Origin of the sequence: Streptomyces sp. NPDC005962 (assembly GCF_040629205.1) — a bacterium.
In the GTDB taxonomy this organism is placed as follows: Bacteria; Actinomycetota; Actinomycetes; order Streptomycetales; family Streptomycetaceae; genus Streptomyces.
This window is the reverse complement of record NZ_JBEXVE010000002.1, coordinates 104,158-121,653: the sequence shown is the minus strand read 5'-3', so window position 1 is coordinate 121,653 and position 17,496 is coordinate 104,158. Positions and strand designations below refer to the sequence as shown.

General features: G+C 71.5%; 16 protein-coding genes and 1 pseudogene. 3 read left to right on the top strand and 14 right to left on the bottom strand.

Features of this window, described 5'->3' with window-relative positions; translation table 11 throughout:
* The first annotated feature begins 21 nt into the window (after window positions 1-21).
* A complete protein-coding gene (locus ABZ370_RS04570) occupies window positions 22-1,005 on the top strand; it encodes a PDR/VanB family oxidoreductase (RefSeq protein WP_358616358.1) in 984 nt (327 codons plus the stop codon).
* A gap of 151 nt (window positions 1,006-1,156) precedes the next feature.
* The gene (locus tag ABZ370_RS04565; protein ID WP_358616355.1) at window positions 1,157-1,978 is read left to right on the top strand and encodes an MBL fold metallo-hydrolase; all 822 of its coding nucleotides are present in this window, start codon (window positions 1,157-1,159) and stop codon (window positions 1,976-1,978) included.
* Window positions 1,979-1,980: 2 nt separating this feature from the next.
* Here ABZ370_RS04565 and ABZ370_RS04560 read toward each other — a convergent pair whose 3' ends face one another.
* The 11 genes from ABZ370_RS04560 to ABZ370_RS04510 all read right to left on the bottom strand — a co-directional run bounded on the left by ABZ370_RS04560 (window position 1,981) and on the right by ABZ370_RS04510 (window position 12,899).
* The gene (locus ABZ370_RS04560) at window positions 1,981-2,451 is read right to left on the bottom strand and encodes a type II 3-dehydroquinate dehydratase (RefSeq protein WP_358616353.1); all 471 of its coding nucleotides are present in this window, start codon (window positions 2,449-2,451) and stop codon (window positions 1,981-1,983) included.
* Between the two features lie 66 nt (window positions 2,452-2,517).
* Entirely contained in the window at window positions 2,518-3,324 is an 807-nt protein-coding gene (locus ABZ370_RS04555; protein ID WP_358616351.1) for a TIM barrel protein, read from the bottom strand.
* 15 nt (window positions 3,325-3,339) lie between these two features.
* Window positions 3,340-4,434, bottom strand: a complete 1,095-nt coding sequence (locus ABZ370_RS04550) for a Gfo/Idh/MocA family oxidoreductase (protein ID WP_358616349.1) — start codon at window positions 4,432-4,434, stop codon at window positions 3,340-3,342.
* 48 nt (window positions 4,435-4,482) lie between these two features.
* Window positions 4,483-5,871 carry an MFS transporter gene (locus ABZ370_RS04545; protein ID WP_358616347.1) on the bottom strand — a complete coding sequence of 463 codons (1,389 nt, stop codon included), beginning with the start codon at window positions 5,869-5,871 and terminating at the stop codon, window positions 4,483-4,485.
* 283 nt (window positions 5,872-6,154) lie between these two features.
* Window positions 6,155-6,817, bottom strand: coding sequence for a TetR/AcrR family transcriptional regulator (locus tag ABZ370_RS04540; protein ID WP_358616344.1), 663 nt, complete (start codon window positions 6,815-6,817; stop codon window positions 6,155-6,157).
* 56 nt (window positions 6,818-6,873) lie between these two features.
* Window positions 6,874-8,088, bottom strand: a complete 1,215-nt coding sequence (locus tag ABZ370_RS04535) for an MFS transporter (protein WP_358616342.1) — start codon at window positions 8,086-8,088, stop codon at window positions 6,874-6,876.
* Window positions 8,088-8,609: a GNAT family N-acetyltransferase gene (locus ABZ370_RS04530; protein ID WP_358616340.1), complete on the bottom strand. Its 522-nt coding sequence runs from the start codon at window positions 8,607-8,609 to the stop codon at window positions 8,088-8,090. Before ABZ370_RS04530 ends, ABZ370_RS04535 begins: the two co-directional genes overlap by 1 nt.
* On the bottom strand, window positions 8,606-9,922 hold the full coding sequence (locus ABZ370_RS04525; protein ID WP_358616337.1) for a DUF6271 family protein: 1,317 nt from the start codon (window positions 9,920-9,922) through the stop codon (window positions 8,606-8,608). The genes ABZ370_RS04530 and ABZ370_RS04525 overlap by 4 nt, the downstream gene beginning before the upstream one ends.
* 1 nt (window position 9,923) lies before the next feature.
* Window positions 9,924-10,967, bottom strand: coding sequence for a phytanoyl-CoA dioxygenase family protein (locus ABZ370_RS04520; protein ID WP_358616334.1), 1,044 nt, complete (start codon window positions 10,965-10,967; stop codon window positions 9,924-9,926).
* A gap of 104 nt (window positions 10,968-11,071) precedes the next feature.
* Window positions 11,072-12,610: a glycoside hydrolase family 3 N-terminal domain-containing protein gene (locus tag ABZ370_RS04515; RefSeq protein ID WP_358616332.1), complete on the bottom strand. Its 1,539-nt coding sequence runs from the start codon at window positions 12,608-12,610 to the stop codon at window positions 11,072-11,074.
* Window positions 12,611-12,773: 163 nt separating this feature from the next.
* On the bottom strand, window positions 12,774-12,899 hold the full coding sequence (locus tag ABZ370_RS04510; protein ID WP_358616329.1) for a hypothetical protein: 126 nt from the start codon (window positions 12,897-12,899) through the stop codon (window positions 12,774-12,776).
* Here ABZ370_RS04510 and ABZ370_RS04505 point away from each other — a divergent pair.
* Window positions 12,900-13,658, top strand: a pseudogene (locus tag ABZ370_RS04505) (ATP-binding cassette domain-containing protein); the annotation flags it as partial.
* Here the strand turns inward: ABZ370_RS04505 and ABZ370_RS04500 are convergent.
* The 3 genes from ABZ370_RS04500 to ABZ370_RS04490 are packed head-to-tail and all read right to left on the bottom strand — an operon-like array spanning window position 13,659 to window position 17,478.
* Window positions 13,659-14,801, bottom strand: a complete 1,143-nt coding sequence (locus ABZ370_RS04500) for a substrate-binding domain-containing protein (protein WP_358616326.1) — start codon at window positions 14,799-14,801, stop codon at window positions 13,659-13,661. It abuts the pseudogene before it with no gap.
* 41 nt (window positions 14,802-14,842) lie between these two features.
* Window positions 14,843-15,883 carry an ABC transporter permease gene (locus ABZ370_RS04495; protein WP_358616324.1) on the bottom strand — a complete coding sequence of 347 codons (1,041 nt, stop codon included), beginning with the start codon at window positions 15,881-15,883 and terminating at the stop codon, window positions 14,843-14,845.
* A 53-nt stretch (window positions 15,884-15,936) separates the two neighbouring features.
* Window positions 15,937-17,478 carry a sugar ABC transporter ATP-binding protein gene (locus ABZ370_RS04490; protein WP_358616321.1) on the bottom strand — a complete coding sequence of 514 codons (1,542 nt, stop codon included), beginning with the start codon at window positions 17,476-17,478 and terminating at the stop codon, window positions 15,937-15,939.
* Window positions 17,479-17,496 lie beyond the last annotated feature (18 nt).

The window sequence follows — 17,496 nt, the reverse complement described above, 5'->3', positions numbered from 1 at the left end:
GATACGAGGAGGACGAATACCGTGGCGACTTTGGCTGACCGGACGGCCCTGGAGGTCGTGGCCGTCCGCGACGAAGCGGCGGAAGTGCGCTCATTCGAACTGGTCGACCCGGAGGGCGGGCTTCTGCCGGAATGGGAACCGGGCGCGCATATCGATGTGCTCGCTCCGGACGCGGTGACGGCCGGTTCCGCCGATAACGAAATGGTCCGCCAGTATTCACTGTGCGGAAATCCCGGCGACCGCCGCCGCTACCGGTTCGCGGTATTGCGCGAGGAGAACGGCCGCGGCGTCTCGCGCTTTCTGCACGACAGCGTCGAGGCCGGTGCCCGGCTGCTGGTGAGCGCCCCGCGCAACAATTTCCCGCTCGTCGCGGCCCCCCGTTATGTGTTCATCGCGGGCGGAATCGGCATCACGCCGCTGCTGCCGATGCTCCGCGCGGCGGCCGCCCGGGGCGCGGACTGGGAGCTGCACTACGGGGGGCGGCGGCGCGAGCGGATGGCGTTCCTCGGGGAACTCGACGGCCACGGCGAGCGGGTGCGGGCACTGCCCGAGGACGAACACGGGCTGCTGCCGCTGGCCGGAATCCTGGACACCGCACGGCCGGACACCGCCGTCTACTGCTGCGGCCCCGAGCCGCTGCTCGCCGCCGTGGAACGGCTGTGGGGCGAGCGGCGTACCGGCACCCTGCACATCGAGCGCTTCCAGCCCCGCCCCCAGGAACCCGCCGCCGCCCCCGACCGGGAGTTCGAGGTCCGCCTCGCCACCACGGGCAGGAGCGTCCGGGTCGGTCCCGGGCAGTCCATCATGGACGCCCTCGGCGCGGCGGGAGTCGACGTCCCGTCGTCCTGCCGCGAGGGCACCTGCGCCAGTTGTGAGACGACCGTGCTCGACGGCGAGGTGGAGCACCGCGACTCGGTGCTGACCGAGGACGAGCGGGTCAACGGCTCCACGATGATGCTCTGTGTGTCACGGTCCGCGTCCCCGCGATTGGTGCTGGACCTCTGACGCGATAGCGAACGGCCATGGACCGGTTGTCCAGTCCAATCATGGACGGGTGATGACGTTTCACCGGGCACACTCGACCGAGCCGACGTGGGCTTTCGATCCGTCGATCCCGCGCGGTGAAAACCGGGGAATCGAGTAGATCGGACATCACATGCAGCTCACCGTTCTTGGATGCCGGGCCGGAATGCCCGCGGACGGACAGCCGAGTTCCGGCTATCTGGTGGAAACCGCGGGCGCGCGACTGCTGCTCGACTGCGGGCCGGGTACGGCCGTCGCCTTGAGCGCGCTCGCACCGCCGACCTCCCTGGACGCCGTGGTGATCACTCATTTCCACTCCGATCACTGCTACGACCTGCTGCCGATCGGTAAATCGCTGCTGAACGGGCTGGTCGAGGTCCAGGGCGGTCCGCCGCGCCACTCGGGCGAATTCCGCCCCGTACCGCTGTATGTTCCCTCGGGCGCACGGGAATTGTTCGCCACCTGGGCCTCGCTGTTTCCGGTGACCACGCTCCCGCTGCTGGACCGGGCCTTCGAGGTGGCGTTCGACGTGCGCGAGTACACCCCCGGGACAAGCTTCCAGGCCGGCGACTGCACCGTCACCCCCCGGGAGTTGCGGCACGTCCTGCCGAACTGCGGGCTGCGGGTGGAGTCCCCGTCCGGCTCCCTGGCGTACACCGGGGACACCGGAGTCACCCCGGCGCTGACCGAACTGGCCGCCGGAGTGGACATCCTGCTCGCCGAGGCGACCCTCGCCGAGCCCGACCACAGCGACCACGGCCACCTCTCCGGTACGGACGCGGGCCGCACGGCGCACGCCGCGGGCGTCGGCGAGCTGGTGCTCACCCACTTCGCCTCCGGCGAGCCGGAGTGGCTCGCACATCTGGCCAAAACGGCCGCGAACGAGTACCCCGGCCCGGTCCGGCAGGCCTCCCCCGGCCTGAGGGTGGCGGTACGGTCGGCCGAACAGGGTTAAGTTCAGGGGGCGTTGAGCCCGTCCGACGCGGGAGCGGGCATACCCGTGATCTTGGCGGTGAGCGCCTCCAGGGCGTGTGAGTAGCCGCGCCACCCCATTCCCGAGGCGTAGACGGCGGCGGACGCGGCGAAGATGTCCTCGCGCGTCTTTCCGTCCACCGCGGCGAAGGGAGAGAGGTGGACGACGCCGACCGGCAGGCCGGTGTCGTTGAGGGCGTCCAGGAGCGAGTAGCCGTAGGGCGTCAGGCCCGCGGGGTTGACGACGATGAAGTCGAGGTCGTCCTGGCGCTCATGGAGCCAGTCGATGAGTGCGCCCTCGTGGTTGGACTGGAAGTGCTGAACGGTGACACCGATCCGGGCCGCGGTGTCATCGATGTCGCGCTCGATGTCGGCCAGGGTGGCATGCCCGTATTTGTCGGGGCGGCGCTTGCCGAGCCGGTTCAGGTTCGGGCCGTGGAGTACTGCGGCTCGCATGATGGGGTTCTCCCTTGCAGAGGGGGACGTCAGGGGTCGTCGGGGGCGGCTCTGGTCGCGGTGGGCCTACCGCGGCCAGCCCGCTCCGGTGAGCAGACGCGCGGTCGACTGCATCGCGCGCTCGGCGACCCAGGCCACGGGCAGGGTCTCCAGCGCGTCCGAAACGGGTTCGACCGTGACCGGCGGTGGCGTGTCGCCACCGGCGGCGAGGGCCGCGCGGAGGAAGTCGGCCAGCGGGAGCACGCCGTCACCCGGGAACGCCCTCAGGTGGCGGGATTCCTCGGCCAGGCTCTTGTCCGGCCTGGGAACGAGATCGGACAGCTGGAGGCCCGCGGTGAGGGCGAGAACATCCGGTGTGAGCGCGGTGACATCCGCGCCCGAGCGAAAGAAGTGCACGACGTCGACCACGAGCTTCGCTCGCGGGGAGTCGGCGGCGCGTACGAGGTCCATGGCGGTGGGCAGGTCACGGACCGTGCTGTAGGGCATGAACTCGAACGCCACGTCGGCGGTGGTGATCTCCTCGCACAAGGTGGCGAACTCCCGTTGCGCGCCCTCCACCGTCCCCGAGAACGCGGCCACATGGACCCGGTCCGGGTTCAGAATGCCGACCAGATCGACGACGAGTGCGTTGAGGTGTCTGGTCAGGCCGCGTTCACCGAGGCGGACCAGTTCGAGTTCCGCGACCCGCAGCCCGCGCTCGTGGAGCGCCTCGGCCATGGCTTCGGGCGGGATGCCGCGCTCCAGGCACGCCACGCACTGCGCCACCGAGATGCCTACCGCGGGGAATCCGCTGCGCCGCGCCGCGTCCAGGGAGGCTTCGAAGTCCCGCCCGCGGAAGGTCATGGCCCCCAGCGCGAGGTGGTCAGATGTCATGGTGCGGGCTGCCTTTCACCGGTGGGTCAGCTGTGCCGGGCGGGCCGCGCCGAGGTCCACGGGCCCGCCGGTCCGGGCGGATTCGTAGATCGCGAGGACGATCTCCAGGGCCTTTTTGGCCTCACGCCCGGTGACGAGCGGCTCGCGGTGGTGGGCGACGGCGTCGATGAAGTCGTCGATCTGCAGGGCGTGGTAGGGCGTGAGCCCCTCGTGGATGGTGGCGAGGGACGGGTCGGAGTCGATCTCGGTGGAGTGCACGGGCCGGTAGCTCTCCTCTCCGGCGACGGTCCAGATGTCGTTGAACGCCGGTTCGCCTTCGGGGAATTCGGTGATGCTGACGGTGGCGCCGTTGTCCCCGGTGACCAGCACCTGGGTACCGAGGCCGGGCGCGAAGGTCGTACCGGCCTGGATGACGCCGAGGGCGCCGCTGGCGAATTCGAGGGTGGCCACGGCGGTGTCCTCGACCTCGATGTGTTCACCGTGCTTGAGCGTGGCGATGTTCCCGCTCACCCGGACGACGGGCGATCCCACGCACCACTGCATCAAGTCGATGTAGTGGATGGCCTGGTTGATGAGGACGCCGCCGCCGTCGGCGTCCCATGTTCCGCGCCACGGATCGGAGGCGAAGTAGGCGGCGTCGCGCCCCAGGCGCAGGGCGACGCTGGCGAAGACGGGGGTGCCGAGGCGGCCGTTCCGTATGGCCTCATGGGCGCGTTGCGACGCTTCCCAGAATCGCCGCTGGAAGAGGCCCCCGAACGTCACACCGGCGGATTCCGCGGCGTCGATCATGTTGTCCGCTTCGGCGAGCGAGAGGGAGATCGGTTTCTCGCACAGCACGTTGAGGCCGTGGCGGGCCGCGGCGACGACGGTGGCTTCGTGGGAGGGGTGGGGGGTGCAGACGGTGACGGTGTCGACGCCGGAGCGCATGAGGTCGGCGGCGTTGTCGTAGGCGTGGGGGATGCCGAACCTGGTGGCGAACTCCGCGGCCCGTGTGCCGTCGATGTCGCAGCAGGCGTGCAGCTCGGCGTTGTCGTTGGCGAGCAGTGCCTTGGCGTGATTCAGCGCGATCTTGCCGCAGCCGATGATGCCCACGCGGACTTTCCGGTTCATGGTTGGTCTCGGTCCTTGTCTTCGGGTGACGGTGGGTGGCGGACGGCTCTATCGGGTCGCGGACGGCAGCGGGGGCTGCGGGGTCTGCGCGGCCGCGGGTCCCGGCGACCTGCCCAGCTCGGACATCGGGGTCCGGTACGTCTCCCTGCCGGTCGCACACGAGGCAGCGGCGACGGCCATGGCGAAGGCGACGAGGAGGGCCACCGGGATCCAGCCGCCGGGGCCGTCGCCGAGGATCGCGTAGGCGATGGTGGGCGCGAAGCCCGCGAAACCGATGCCGACCTGTGTGCCGATCGCCGTCCCGGAGTAGCGCACGGGGGTGCTGAACCACTCCCCGTACATCGCGGGCCAGGTGGCGTTCAGGCAGCTGTAGAAACACGAGGTGACGAGGAACGCGGCGCAGAAGATGTATCCGAGGTTCGCCGTGGACAGCGCGTGGAGATACAGGAACATGGCCACGGCGAAGCCGAGTGCTCCGCCGATGAACACCGGCTTGCGGCCGGCCCGGTCCGCCAGCAGCGCGAAGAGCGGCTGCAGCACCAGGGCGAAGGCGTTGGCGAAGATGGCCACCCACAGCATGGTGGTCCGTGACAGCCCGACGGTGTCCCCGGTCGCGTAGGCGAGGGCGAAGACGGAGAAGACGCTGCCGCCGACGGAATTGAACTGGCACAGGGCCACCCGCAGCACATCCCATGGCTGCGACCTCAGGACGGCGACCGCCGGAAGCCGCGCGGTGTGGTCGTGCTCCTTCTTCTCCGTGAACTCCTGGGGCTCCTCCAAGCGCCGCCGCACCCAGTAGGCCACCACGACCACCACGGCACTGAACCAGAACGGGATGCGCCAGCCCCAGCTGAAGAGCTGCCGGTCCGGAAGCGTGGAGATCGCCAGGAACATCAGGCTCGCGAGGATGAAACCGGCCTGGGTCCCGGTGAGCGTCCAGCTGGTGTAGAAGGCGCGGCGGTTCGGCGGCGCGTGTTCCAGGGTGAGTGAATTGGCACCGGCCTGCTCGCCACCCGCGGAGAATCCCTGTGCGAGCCGGAGCAGCACCAGCAGGACGGGGGCGAGTATGCCGATGCTGCTGTAGGACGGCAGGCACCCGATGAGGAAGGTGGACACCCCCATGAGGACGAGGGTGAAGAGCATGACCTTCTTACGCCCGACACGGTCCCCGAAGTGGCCGAGGACCACGCCTCCGACCGGGCGTGCGACGTAGCCGACCCCGAAGGTGGCGAGCGAGGCCAGCGTGCCGATGGCTCCGTGGGCGCGGGTGAAGAACACCTCGTTGAAGATCAGCGCCGCGGCGGACCCGTACACGTAGAAGTCGTAGTACTCGAGCATGCTGCCGAGGAAGCTGGCCCGGGCGGCGTGGCGGGCCCTGGCCTCGTTCCAGGTGGGGGCCGCCTCATCGGGGGGAGCGGGAGGGGTCGTCAGGGGCATGGCTGGGCCTTTCCGGGTGCGTTGCCCCCGTGCGGCTCCGCTGGAGGGGGCAGTGTGCGTAAGGCGTGCCTATGAAGGTCGGCGCGGGTGATCGACCCGGTACCTGCCAGGCGGGAGCGCGACGAGACGCGATCAGGGGCCACTCGCGTCAGCGGCCCGTACACCGACTTTGTACCACCTGGACCAAAGCATTGTTAACCCCCTGGACCAAAAGACGGCGCACACGAATGGGGCCCGCCACACGCGAAGGCGCGGCGGGCCCGTGTTCTGCGGAGCTTCAGAGCTAGGGGGAGACGGCGAAGGCGCGGGTCACCACATCACCGATCATGCGGCGGAAGTGCGCGCGCGCCTCGGGCCCGTCGAGGGCGTAGTCGTACAGGGCGTCGAACGTGTACTGGTTCGTGATGTGGAACAGCGAGAAACTGTTGATGAGGACCTGAACGTCGATGGGATCGGCGTCCTCGCGGATGCTTCCCTCCTCGCGGCCGCGGCGCAGGACGTCGGCGACGATGTCGAGCATCGGGGCCCAGAGCTTGCGCAGCTCCCCGGAGCGGCGGATGTAGGCGCCGTTCAACATGTTCTCGCCGACCACCAGGCGGACGTACTCGCGATGCGTGTCGTGGTGGTCGAACGTCTTCTCCGCGAGCCGCCGCAGGGCCGCGACGGGATCGAGGTCCGCGGGCACCACCTCGCGCAGCAGCGTCTCGGCCATCTGCCGGTACGACCGTTCCAGCACGGCCGTGTACAGGCCTTCCTTGCTGGTGAAGTAGTAGTAGATCATCCGCTTGGTCGTGGCGGTCTTGGCAGCGATCTCGTTCACGCTCGCGGCCCCGAGACCGCGCTCCGCGAACTCCGCCGTGGCCACGGCGAGGATGTCCGCCTTCACCTGCTCAGGATTACGGCGGCCCCGGGCCCGGTTCTGCCCGCCCGGTTCGGTGACAGCCATCCCGCTCCTCGCCATCCGTTCGCTCACTCCGCACGCCCGCGCGACCGGACTTGAGCCTACCCCCCGCCGCCGACCCGTACGTGCGCGTCACCGCTCACCGGCGTCCAGCGAATCCGCGCAGCGCACAGGGACACGATGAGCGCCGAGGCGGCGACCACCGCCATGCCCCAGACCAGGCTGCTCGCGTTCGCCACGAAGCCGATGAACGGCGGCCCGGCCAGCAGCCCGGTCGTGCCCATGGCGGCGACCAGGGTCAGCGACTCCGGACTCTGCCGCGCCGCGGCCACATAGACGCACGGGGTGACGGCCGCGATGCCCAGACCGACGCAGGCGAACCCGGTCAGGGCCGGTGCCACGCCGCCGACGGCCAGGGCGAGGGCCAGCCCCGTACCGGCCAGCGCGCTGCCGAGGAGGACGACGCGGCGGTCGCCCCAGCGGCCGCGCCAGCGGTCGGCGACCAGGCGGGCGATCACCATGGCGCCGGACACCACGGCGATGCCCAGGGGCGCGAGTTGTGCGGACGCCCCGGCGACGTCCTTCATATAGAGGCTGGACCAGTCGTTCATGGCACCCTCGGTCACGGTGCCGAACACCATCGCGCAGCACATCAGCCACGTCATGCGGGACGGCATGGCCCATCCGCGAGCCCGCTTCCCCTCGTCCGCGCCCGTGCCGGCGCCGGAACCGGTGGTGGCGGGCTCCTCCGCCAGCAGGCCGGTACGGGCGTAACCGCCCAGCAGGACGAGGACGGCGGCGGCCACGCCGAAGTGCGCCACCACCGACGAGGTCACCGCGCTCACGCCGGAGGCGAGGAGGGCCGCGAGCAGGGAGCCGCCGCTGAACGTGGCGTGCAGCCTGGCCATGGCGTGGCGCCCGTACCGGGCCTCCAGCGCCGCGCCCTGCGCGTTCATGGCGGTGTTCAGGCATCCCACGAACACACCGTCGGCGCACAGCACCAGCAGGGCCACCGGGTAGTTCGGCGCCGCCGCCAGGGCCAGGAGCAGCAGCGTCAGGCAGAGCGTGGCCCAGAGCGCGAGCCGCCGCGACCCCATCCGCCTCATCGCCGCCGCCACCAGGGGAAACGACACCGAAGCGCCGACCCCCGCGGCCATCAGCAGCACCCCCACCTCGGCCTCGGTCAGGTCGAGGTCCGCCTTGAGGGCGGGGATTCTCGACGCCCAGGTGGCGTACTGGAAGCCGAGGGAGCAGAACAGCGCGGCGATGGCCAACTGGCCGCGATGGAAGGGGTCGTGGACACGGAACACGCGCATCAGCTCACCTCGTCGGGCAGCGCCTTGGACATATACACGGCGTTCGGGCCGTAGCCGCCCGGGCGCTCGGCCCCGGGGTGTCCGGCGAACCCGCGCGCCGACCAGAACCGCTGACTGCGCCCCACGGCGACGAGCGAGATCCGGTCGTAGCCGCGCGAGCGCGCCAGCGAGGTGAGGTGGTGCAGCAGGCGCTGGCCCAGTCCCCTGCGGCGGAAGCCCTGCGCGATGACGATGTCGTGCAGATGCAGATTGCGCGTCGGGAGCACGGCGGCATCCTCCCCGTCCGCCCGCGCCAGGGCGGGGAACTGGAGTGGCGGATAGGGCAGGGACAGCAGATAGCCCACCGTCCGGGGGCCCACGTCGAGGACGAAGCAGGTGCTCGGCGAGGTGTCCGCCTTGGACCGGAGGGCGGTCCGCCCCTCGGACAGGCCGAGTGCGGTGTAGGCGCGGGACTCCAGCGCCACGATGCCGTCCCAGTCACCGTCATCGATGTGGCGTATGCGTATGGCGCTGTCGCTCACCGGCGCTCCGGCGAGGGCGGTACGGGGGTGGTCCCGGCCGCGCGCACCAGCGCGGGCCAGGCCTCGGCGAGCAGGGCGAAGTCCTCGATGTCGCGCCGTGCCTCGTCGAGGAGCCGGTCGCGGCGCGCCGCGACGAGGTCGGCGAACGTGGCGTATCTGCCGCCGAGTTTGCGGTAGGCGGCGTCCAGACGGTCCAGCCGCCGGACGTTTTCCGCCGCGTCGAGCCGGGCGCTGCGGCGGGCGAGCCGGGCGACTGCTCCGGCACTCACCTGGCCGCTCCCGTCGAGCAGCGCCGCAGCGGCCTGGGCCATCTCGTCGTAGATGACGTTGAAGTAGCGCATCGACAGCAGGAATTTGACGAAGCGCAGCTGGTACGCCATGAACCCCGGGCCGGTGCGGCGTTCGCCGGTGTAGTAGTTGACGATGTCGCGGTTGTGGAGGACGCCTGGGAGCGCTGCGTCGTGGACGAGGTGGATCAGGAAGTAGTCGCTGCCGATGGTGTCGGTGGCCGGTGGCAGGGGGACGTGTTCATGGACACCGTGGAAGGCGATGTTGCACATGTCCACCCGCATCGGGTCGACCAGGGTGAGCGTCGAGTGGTCCCCGGTGAACGCCGTCGTTCCGGCGCCCCGGAAGGACTCGTCCACCAGCTCCCGCTTCTGCGCCTCGGACCAGTGCTGGGGCGCCCAGAGGCCGACCACCTCGTGGTAGACGTCCGGGTCGAGTGCCTGGATCTCGCCGATGTCCACGGAGAGCTCCCCGACGAAGGAGCTGCCGACCATCGCGACCCGCTTGCCCATGTGCTCGGCGGCGAGCGCCGTCTGGGAGACGCCGTGGGCGGCCTCGGTGGCGGGCTTGCCGAGCGACAGGAGTTCGTGGTGGATGGGGAAGACCGTCTCGCCGTTGACGGTCTGGTAGCGGCTGTCGGAGTCCCTGCGGTGTACGGACTCGCAGCCGAGCGCGACGGCGATCAGGAACGCGCGGTTGGTGCAGGCGCCGTAGGAGAGGCGGTCCGGGAGCATCAGGTCCAGGAACAGGTCGGGCTTGACGGCTCCGGCGTGGCCGATCACCCGCTGGAGGAAGCTGCGCTGCCGCGCCTCGTCGAGGTGGTGGACGACGGTCCGGGCGGTCCGGGGCAGGCCGCGTACGGCCTCGGCGTTCTCCGCGTACGCGGCCGCGTCGCAGGAGTCCAGGATCAGCAGCCGCACCTCGACGCCGAAGTGTTCGGCGGCGTAGACGGCTTCCTCGCCGATGGCGGCGATCGTGGCGGCGCACGGCCGGTTGGTGGGCAGGGTCAGGCAGACGCGTCGCATGCTAGGCCCCTGCGGGCTGGTCGGAGCCGGTTCCGTGCCAGGGTCTGAGCCCCAGCAGCCTGGCGCCCAGGTCGTCGAGTTCGGCGGTGCCGTACCTCAGCGACTCGGGCTTGTCGCGGTCGCCGAGGAGTGTCGCGTTCCAGTCCGGTGTGGCGAGGGTGCGCCATGAGTCGACCCGGGAACGGCGCAGCTCCCGGTGGGTCTCCAGGGCCGGCATCATCGACAGGTACTGGACCGCCCGGACACCGCTGTCGGAGGTGTTCCGCGCCACTCCGTGCGCCAGCAGACCGTTGAAGATCAGCAGGTCACCGGCTTCCAGCTCGGGCCGGACCACGGGCATGTCGGCCCGGTCGACGCTCGGCCGGATCGGGTCGCGGCCGTCGGGCTGGAGGGCCCGCCACCGCTCGAACCGCCGGAACAGCTCGGGGCAGCACTGGAAGCCGCCGAAGTCCGGCCGGGTGTCGTTCAGGGCGATGATCCCCTGCACGCGCTGCGGGAGCACGCTCAGCGAGGTGTCGACGTCCCAGTGCAGCTCGATGTCGAAGCCCCGGTCGGTGCGCTCGATCTGGGCCCGGTCCCGGTTCCCGACGTTGGGCGGGTTCAGGTTGAGCCGGTCCAGGGTCACCCACAGCTCTTCGCAGTCCCAGACGTCGGCGAACGCGTCGTAGACCCGCTGTGTCTGGCGGCTGTCCCAGAGGAGCTGGTGGTGGTACGCCTCGACGAACCCGTAGACGTGCAGATCGCGGTCCAGGTCGGACCGGAACTCCCGCTCCTCGTACCAGGTTTCGGGGCGGCCGGGGTCGAGCGCCTGGAAGTCCCAGGCGAAGTCCAGCAGGCGCCGGGCGGCCTCGGCGGGGATCGCCTGCTTCACCACCACATAGCCGTACGTCTGCCAGAAGGCGAAGTCCTCCTCCGACAGCACCCGGAGGGGGCGGGTCTTCTCCAGGTCGCGCAGCGGTGTCCTGGCCAGGTAGGTCTCGCCGTCCGAACTGAAATAGGGAACGGGCGAAGTGGTGCGGTGGAGATAGGGGTCAGGGGTGTTCATGTCGTGCTCCAAGACTGGGTGTCACTGGGCACAAAAATGGACTAGACCAGCCAGCTGTGTCAGGCAGTGGCATTTTTACTAGGGAATAACCCACTAAATCAGGGTCAGACGGAGCCGACCATGGGCGAGGCGGCGAGAGCGCCGGTCACCACCTCGGCGGCGGCGATGCCGGAGACCCGGGTGGCGCCGTAGGTGACCAGATCGGCGGGGTCGTCGCCACCGCTCGCGGGGAAGCCCATCTCCACGACGACGGCGTCCGGGCGGCGGCGCAGCAGCCCCGCCACGGCGTCGGACATCCAGCGGTGACGGGCCGCGTCGCGCACCACGACGATGAGGACGCGACCGGCGGCCGCCAGCACCTCGCGCTCCAGCGCGTGGCCCGCGTAATCGATGTCGGCCTCCGTCAGACGGGCCGAGGTGGTCGTGGGCCGCAGCCAGCGCAGCGGCGCGGCGAGGCCCCAGGGGGTCTGGCCGTCCACGGCCAGGCTCATCGCCGGGGAGAACTCGACCACATGGACGTCACGGGAGACCGGCAGCACATCGGGTGCGCCCGGGCGGCGGCGCACCCGGACGGCCCGGCGCGCGGCGGCCAGTCCGATGTCGGACCGGGTGCCGTCGGGGCTGACGGATCGCGCCTGCTCACCGGACCAGGCGGCGAACCGCCACACCCGCGCGGCCGCCTCGTCCAGCCGCTCCCGCGCCAGCTCCCCCGTGCCCACGGCGTGGACGATGGCGTCGACCAGGCCTTCGGTGACGGCCTGCCCGGCGTTCTCGCCTCCCACGCACACCGCGTCGGCCCCGGCGGCCAGCGCCTTGACGGTGGCCCCGCCGATGCCGTAGCGGTCGGCGACCGCGCCCATCTCGATGGCGTCCGTGACCACCAGGCCGGTGAAGCCGAGTTCGTTCCGCAGCAGATCCACCAGGACCCGGCGGCTGAGCGTGGCCGGGAGGGCGGGGTCGTACGCCGGTACCAGCAGATGTGCCGTCATCACCGCGCGGACACCCGCCTCCATCGCGGCGATGAACGGGGGCAGCGCGGTCCGGGCGATCTCCTGCGCACCGGCGGTGACCTTGGGCAGCCCGTGGTGGGAGTCGACGGCCGTGTCGCCGTGGCCGGGGAAGTGCTTCGCGCAGGCGGCGACGCCCGCGGACTGCAGACCGCGAATCCAGGCGGCGGTGTGCCGGGAGACGACGTCGGTACGCGCGCCGAAGGAGCGCACGCCGATGACCGGGTTGAGCGCGTTGGAGTTGACGTCGGCGCTCGGGGCGTAGTTCAACGAGACCCCGGCCGCGTGCAGTTCGCGGCCGACGTCGCGGGCCACGCGTTCGGTCAGACCGACGTCGTCCACCGCGCCGAGTGCCAGGTTTCCCGGGCGGGTGGCGCCGGACAGCGCCTCGATGCGGGTGACGTCTCCGGCCTCCTCGTCGATGGCGATGACCAGGTCCGGGTTCTCCGCGCGGAGTTCCGCGGTGAGCGCGGCGACCTGCTCGCCGTCGACGATGTTCCGCCCGAACAGCACGACCGAGCGGAGGCCCCCGGCAATCCTGCGGCGCACCCAGTCCGGAGCGGTGGTCCCCACGAACCCCGGCTGCAGCACGGCATGCGCCAGCCGCACCAGGTCCGGATTGCTGCTCGCTCCCATGGCGGGGCCCTCCGAGGCGTGATGACGCGCGCCACCGCGAACTCGACAGCTCGACGGCGCAACGGCGCGACACAGATCACCAGGATGTTGGCCTAGACCATTGAGGGTGTCAAGGCGTCATGGGCGTCCAGGGGTCATGAGTGTCATCCGCGAGGCGGCGAGGTCAGCCCTTGCGCTGCCGGGGTTCGGGCCGGTCGAGCAGCTGGCCGCGCAGGACGGTGAGCTGGTGGGAGGCTTCGACGGCCCGGGGCTCGTCCAGTGAGGCGAGGGCCAGCACGAGGGTGTCCATCCGGCGGGCGGCTCCCTGGGCATCGTCGGGGAGTCCGGCTCCGGCAAGACCACGGTCGCCCGCACGCTGGTGGGCCTCGTACGGCCGGACGCGGGCACGATCACCGTGAACGGGCGCGAGCGGACCCCCGGCGCACGCGGCGGCGGAATGCCGCTCGCACCGGGCAGGCGCGGGGCGGAACGGCTGCGGCGCGCCCGCGAGATCCAGATCGTCTTCCAGGACCCGTACGTCTCCCTCGACCCGCGTCTGACGGCACGTCAGTGTCTGCATGGCGCGCTGCGGCTGCACGGCCGCCACCAGGGGCGGGCCGCCACGGCGCGGGTCGGCGAACTGCTCGACCAGGTGGGCCTGGGCGAGCGGGAGGCCGACGCCCGGCCGCGAGCGCTGTCCGGCGGCCAGTGCCAGCGGCTGGCCATCGCCCGGGCGCTCGCCGTGGAACCCGAGGTGCTGGTGCTGGACGAGGCGGTGGCGGCGCTGGACGTGTCCATCCAGGCGCAGATCCTGCTGCTCCTCGCCGAGATCCGCCGGGAGACGGGGGTGGCGCTGGTCTTCGTCAGCCATGACCTGGCCGTCGTCGGACACATCACGGACGACACCCTGGTGATGCGGCGCGGCCGGGCCGTCGAGACGGGCCCGACAGCCCGGGTGCTGGACGCGCCCGCGGACCCGTACACCCGGCTGCTGCTGTCCTCGGTGCCGCGTGAGGGCTGGGACCCGGCGGAGACGGTCCGGATGCGAGCACAGCTCACCGAGCTGTGATCACGAGCCCCAGATCCTCCGGTACGCCTGCTGGTAGCCCCGGGGGTTCCAGCTCGTGGCGCCCGCGCTGTTGGCGGCGGTGGCGATGTGGACCGGGGCGCTGTACCGGCTGGGGCCCCGGCCGGAGAACGCCCGGTTGAACTCGTCGATCATCTGCCAGCCCTGCTGGGACAGCGGCTCGGGGACGGTCGCGGCCTGGTACTGCCGGTGGTTGACGCGCTGGAACGCGGAGGGGTCGCCGTCGCCCGCGCCGATGTTGAAGGGCGGGCCGGAGCCCCGCTTCCCGGCCGCGCGGAGGGCGGGCGCCGCGTCCGCGAAGTACAGATCGTTGATGGCGACGGAGTAGTTCCATGTGTCCTGGAAGCGGGAGAGGAGGGAGGAGACCTCCTGGGGGGTGCGGCTGCCCGCGTCCGGGATCGGAATGTTCTCGTAGGACAGCAGTCTGACGTCCCGGCAGCGCTTGAGCCCCTTCCTGATCAGCTCGGACTTGTTCCTGGCGAACGGGATCGAGGCGTCGGTGAAGACGACGACTCCGGCCCTGCCACGGGATCGCGCGATCACCCAGTCCGCGCTGATCCGTGCCGTCTTCTCGACCTTCGTGGTGACGTTGGTGAACAGCCTGGGATGCGTGCTGGGGCCGGGGGACGCGACCGCGTGCCAGCCGATGAGCGGGATGCGTGCCGCGTTGGCCTGCGCGACCTGCTGCGCCGTCGAGCGGGGGTCGAAACCGGCGATGACGATGCCCGAGGGCTTGAGGGTGACGGCCTCGCTCAGCGCTGCCTGGATGCCCGCGGGCGTGCCTCCGCCGTCGATGACCCTGACGCGCCAGCCGATGGTCCTCGCCGCGTCCCGGACCCCCTGCGCGGCGCCCGCGACACCGGGGTTGGTCATGGTCTGCGCGACGTAGACGATGGTCTTGCCGGGCACCGCGGCGGGGCCACGGGTCGGGCCGTTCCAGCGGACGCCGGTCCGCTCGGCCCGCTGGACGGCGGCCTTGGCCCGGGCGACGACGGCGGGGCAGCCGCTCGGCCCCGCGCTGGTGTTCCCTCCCCCGGCCGACGAGCCGCGCTCGCACCCGGTGAGGGCGGCCGCCGCCAGCAGCACGGCGGTGGCGAGGGCTGAGGTCTTGCGGTGGGAGTGCACGAAAACCTCCTCGCGGTGGACGACGGATACGGGGCCGGACCTCATGTCGGCCGGGAGTCCGACGGCTGCGCGGGCGGGCGGCGGTCCGCGGTGATGCCCGTACGCAGCCGTCGGCGCGCGGAGTAACCGGCCAGGCCGACGACGACGAGCAGGGTGCCGCCGTTGAACAGCGGGGTCACCCAGAACTCGGCACCGAGCTGGCCGATCCCCGAGAGCCCGATGGCGAGGACCGCCACGGCGACGAGGGTGCCCATGGCGTTGGCGCGGCCGGGTTTGATCGCGGTGGAGCCGAGCAGCGCACCGGCGAAGGCGGGCAGCAGATAGTCGAGGCCGACGCTCGGGTTGCCCAGCTGCTGCTGGGCCGCGAGGAGCACCCCGGCGAAGCCGACGACCAGCCCGGACACCGCGAAGGCGCAGATGGAGTACCGGCGGGTGGGGATGCCGACGAGGTCGGCGGCGCGGCGGTTCGAGCCGATGACGTACAGATACCGGCCGAGCGGCAGCCGCTCCAGCAGCAGCCAGAGCGCGACCGCCAGGGCGAGCACGTAGAAGGCGGGGACCGGCAGGCCGAGGAAGGTGGAGTCGTAGAGGTCGACGAAGGCGCCGGGCAGCCCTTCCGGGCCGGGGACGATCCTGCCGCCGCCGGTGATCCAGCCGGTGATGGCGTAGAGCATGCTGCCGGTCCCGAGGGTGGCGATGAAGGAGTCGATCTGGCCGAACTCGGTGATGACACCGTTCAGCACGCCGACGACGATCCCCCCGACGATCACGGCCAGACAGGCCGATGGCCAGGGCCAGCCCGCGTGGACGATGAGCTGCATCACCATCACATGCGCCAGGCCCAGGCCGTATCCGATGGACAGGTCGAAGTTGCCGGTCACGATGGGGACCGTCGCGCCGAGCGCGAGGATGGCCGGGATCGACTGGTTGGCCAGGATCGAGGAGATGTTGTCCAGGGTCGGAAAGGTGCGCGGCAAGGTGACGGAGAAGATCAGGAACAGCAGGGCGGTGAGGGCCAGCAGGCCGTACGTCCCGATGAGGTGCCCGCCCGGCCGGGATCGGGGCGAGGGCGGGGGCGTCATCGGTGCCTCGGCGGGGGCGTCATCGCTGCCTCGCTCGGGGCGTCATCGCTGCCTCATGCCCCGGACGCGGGCAGCGCCGACGCCGCCCGGGTCAGTTCCGCGACGGTGAGCGACGCACCGCTCAGCTCGGCCGTCACCGCACCCCGGACGAACACCAGGGCGCGCCCGCACACCCCCGCGACCTCCTCGAAGTCGGTGGAGATGAGCACGGCCGCGAGACCGGCCGCCAGCGCGTCGTCGAGCAGGCGGTAGAGCGCGGCCTTGGCGCCGATGTCCACGCTCGCGGTCGGCTCCTCCAGGATCAGCACGCGCAGACCGCCCCGGAGCCACCGGCCGAGCATGACCTTCTGCTGGTTGCCGCCGGACAGGGTGGCGATCGGCGCCTCGCTGTCGCCGGGGCGCACCGAGAACCGTTCGATCAGGGCGAGCGCCTCGGCCCGCTCCCGGCGCGGACTGATCCAGCGCCGCGGGCGCCCCTCCCCCGCGCGCGGGTTGGCCAGCAGGTTCTCCCGCACGGTCAGTTCGGCGGCGCAGCCCTCCTCCACCCGGTTGCCGGTCACCAGGCCGACCCCGGAGGCGACGGCGGCGGCGACCGAACGCGGGCGGTACGGGCGCCCGTCGAGGAGCGCCCGCCCGGCGGCGATCGGCCGGGCGCCCGCGAGGGCCCGGCCCAGCTCCCGGTGCCCGGCGCCGGTGAGCCCCACCAGGCCGAGGATCTCCCCGGCCCGCAGTTCGAGGCGGACGGGCCCGGTCCCGGCCGTCCGGACGCCGTCGAGGGCCAGGACGGCCGGGCCTCCGGCGGGGGCCGCACCGGGCCGGTAGCCGGTCGGTTCGTCGCCCACGATGTCCCGCACCAGGCGGGTGGCGCCGTGTGCCGCCAGGGGTCCCCGGCTGACGAGACGTCCGTCGCGCAGCACCGCGAAGGCGTCGGCGACCTCGTACACCTCGTCCAGGCGATGGCTGACGTAGAGGATGGCGTGCCCGAGGTCGCGCAGGGTGTGCAGGATGTCGAAGAGCCGGGCGGAGTCGGCGGCGGGGAGGCTGGCGGTCGGCTCGTCGAGGACGATGAGCGGCGCCCGTGCCGCGAGGGCGCGGGCGATGGCGACGAGGGAGCGTTCGGCGGGGGCGAGGTCGGCGATCCGGGTATCCGCCGGGAGGTGTCCGGCGACGGTCCGCAGGACCTCCGTGCCGCGCTCCCGGGTCCGCCGCCAGGAGATCAGCCCGCCACGGCGTGGATACCCGGTGGTCAGGGCGATGTTCTCGGCGACCGTCATCCACTCGACGAGGCCGAGGTCCTGATGGGTGAAGGACATGTTCCGGGAGGCGGCCTCGGTGCCGAGCGGATGCCCGGCCACCGTCACGGTCCCGCCGTCGGCGGGGTGGTATCCCGCGAGGACCTTGATGAGAGTGGATTTCCCGGCGCCGTTGGGGCCGAGCAGCGCGAGAACACTGCCCCGGTGGATGTCGAGGTCGACGCGGTCCAGCGCGAGCGTTCCGCCGAATCGCTTGCTGAGACCCCGGATGCGGACGAGTGGTTCGCCTTCCCCTCTCCCTTCCGCGACTCTCACATCCGCGACCTTAGCGGGACCGGTCATGGTGTTTACCGAATGAGG

Excerpts from the sequence above, each read along its gene's own strand:
- ABZ370_RS04550 (WP_358616349.1), bottom strand. The coding sequence starts at position 4,434 with ATGAACCGGAAAGTCCGCGTGGGCATCATCGGCTGCGGCAAGATCGCG.
- ABZ370_RS04565 (WP_358616355.1), top strand. The coding sequence starts at position 1,157 with ATGCAGCTCACCGTTCTTGGATGCCGGGCCGGAATGCCCGCGGACGGA.
- ABZ370_RS04540 (WP_358616344.1), bottom strand. The coding sequence starts at position 6,817 with ATGGCTGTCACCGAACCGGGCGGGCAGAACCGGGCCCGGGGCCGCCGT.
- ABZ370_RS04545 (WP_358616347.1), bottom strand. The coding sequence starts at position 5,871 with ATGCCCCTGACGACCCCTCCCGCTCCCCCCGATGAGGCGGCCCCCACC.
- ABZ370_RS04515 (WP_358616332.1), bottom strand. The coding sequence starts at position 12,610 with ATGGGAGCGAGCAGCAATCCGGACCTGGTGCGGCTGGCGCATGCCGTG.
- ABZ370_RS04490 (WP_358616321.1), bottom strand. The coding sequence starts at position 17,478 with ATGACCGGTCCCGCTAAGGTCGCGGATGTGAGAGTCGCGGAAGGGAGA.
- ABZ370_RS04525 (WP_358616337.1), bottom strand. The coding sequence starts at position 9,922 with ATGCGACGCGTCTGCCTGACCCTGCCCACCAACCGGCCGTGCGCCGCC.
- ABZ370_RS04510 (WP_358616329.1), bottom strand. The coding sequence starts at position 12,899 with ATGGACACCCTCGTGCTGGCCCTCGCCTCACTGGACGAGCCCCGGGCC.
- ABZ370_RS04520 (WP_358616334.1), bottom strand. The coding sequence starts at position 10,967 with ATGAACACCCCTGACCCCTATCTCCACCGCACCACTTCGCCCGTTCCC.
- ABZ370_RS04495 (WP_358616324.1), bottom strand. The coding sequence starts at position 15,883 with ATGACGCCCCCGCCCTCGCCCCGATCCCGGCCGGGCGGGCACCTCATC.
- ABZ370_RS04535 (WP_358616342.1), bottom strand. The coding sequence starts at position 8,088 with ATGCGCGTGTTCCGTGTCCACGACCCCTTCCATCGCGGCCAGTTGGCC.
- ABZ370_RS04555 (WP_358616351.1), bottom strand. The coding sequence starts at position 3,324 with ATGACATCTGACCACCTCGCGCTGGGGGCCATGACCTTCCGCGGGCGG.
- ABZ370_RS04560 (WP_358616353.1), bottom strand. The coding sequence starts at position 2,451 with ATGCGAGCCGCAGTACTCCACGGCCCGAACCTGAACCGGCTCGGCAAG.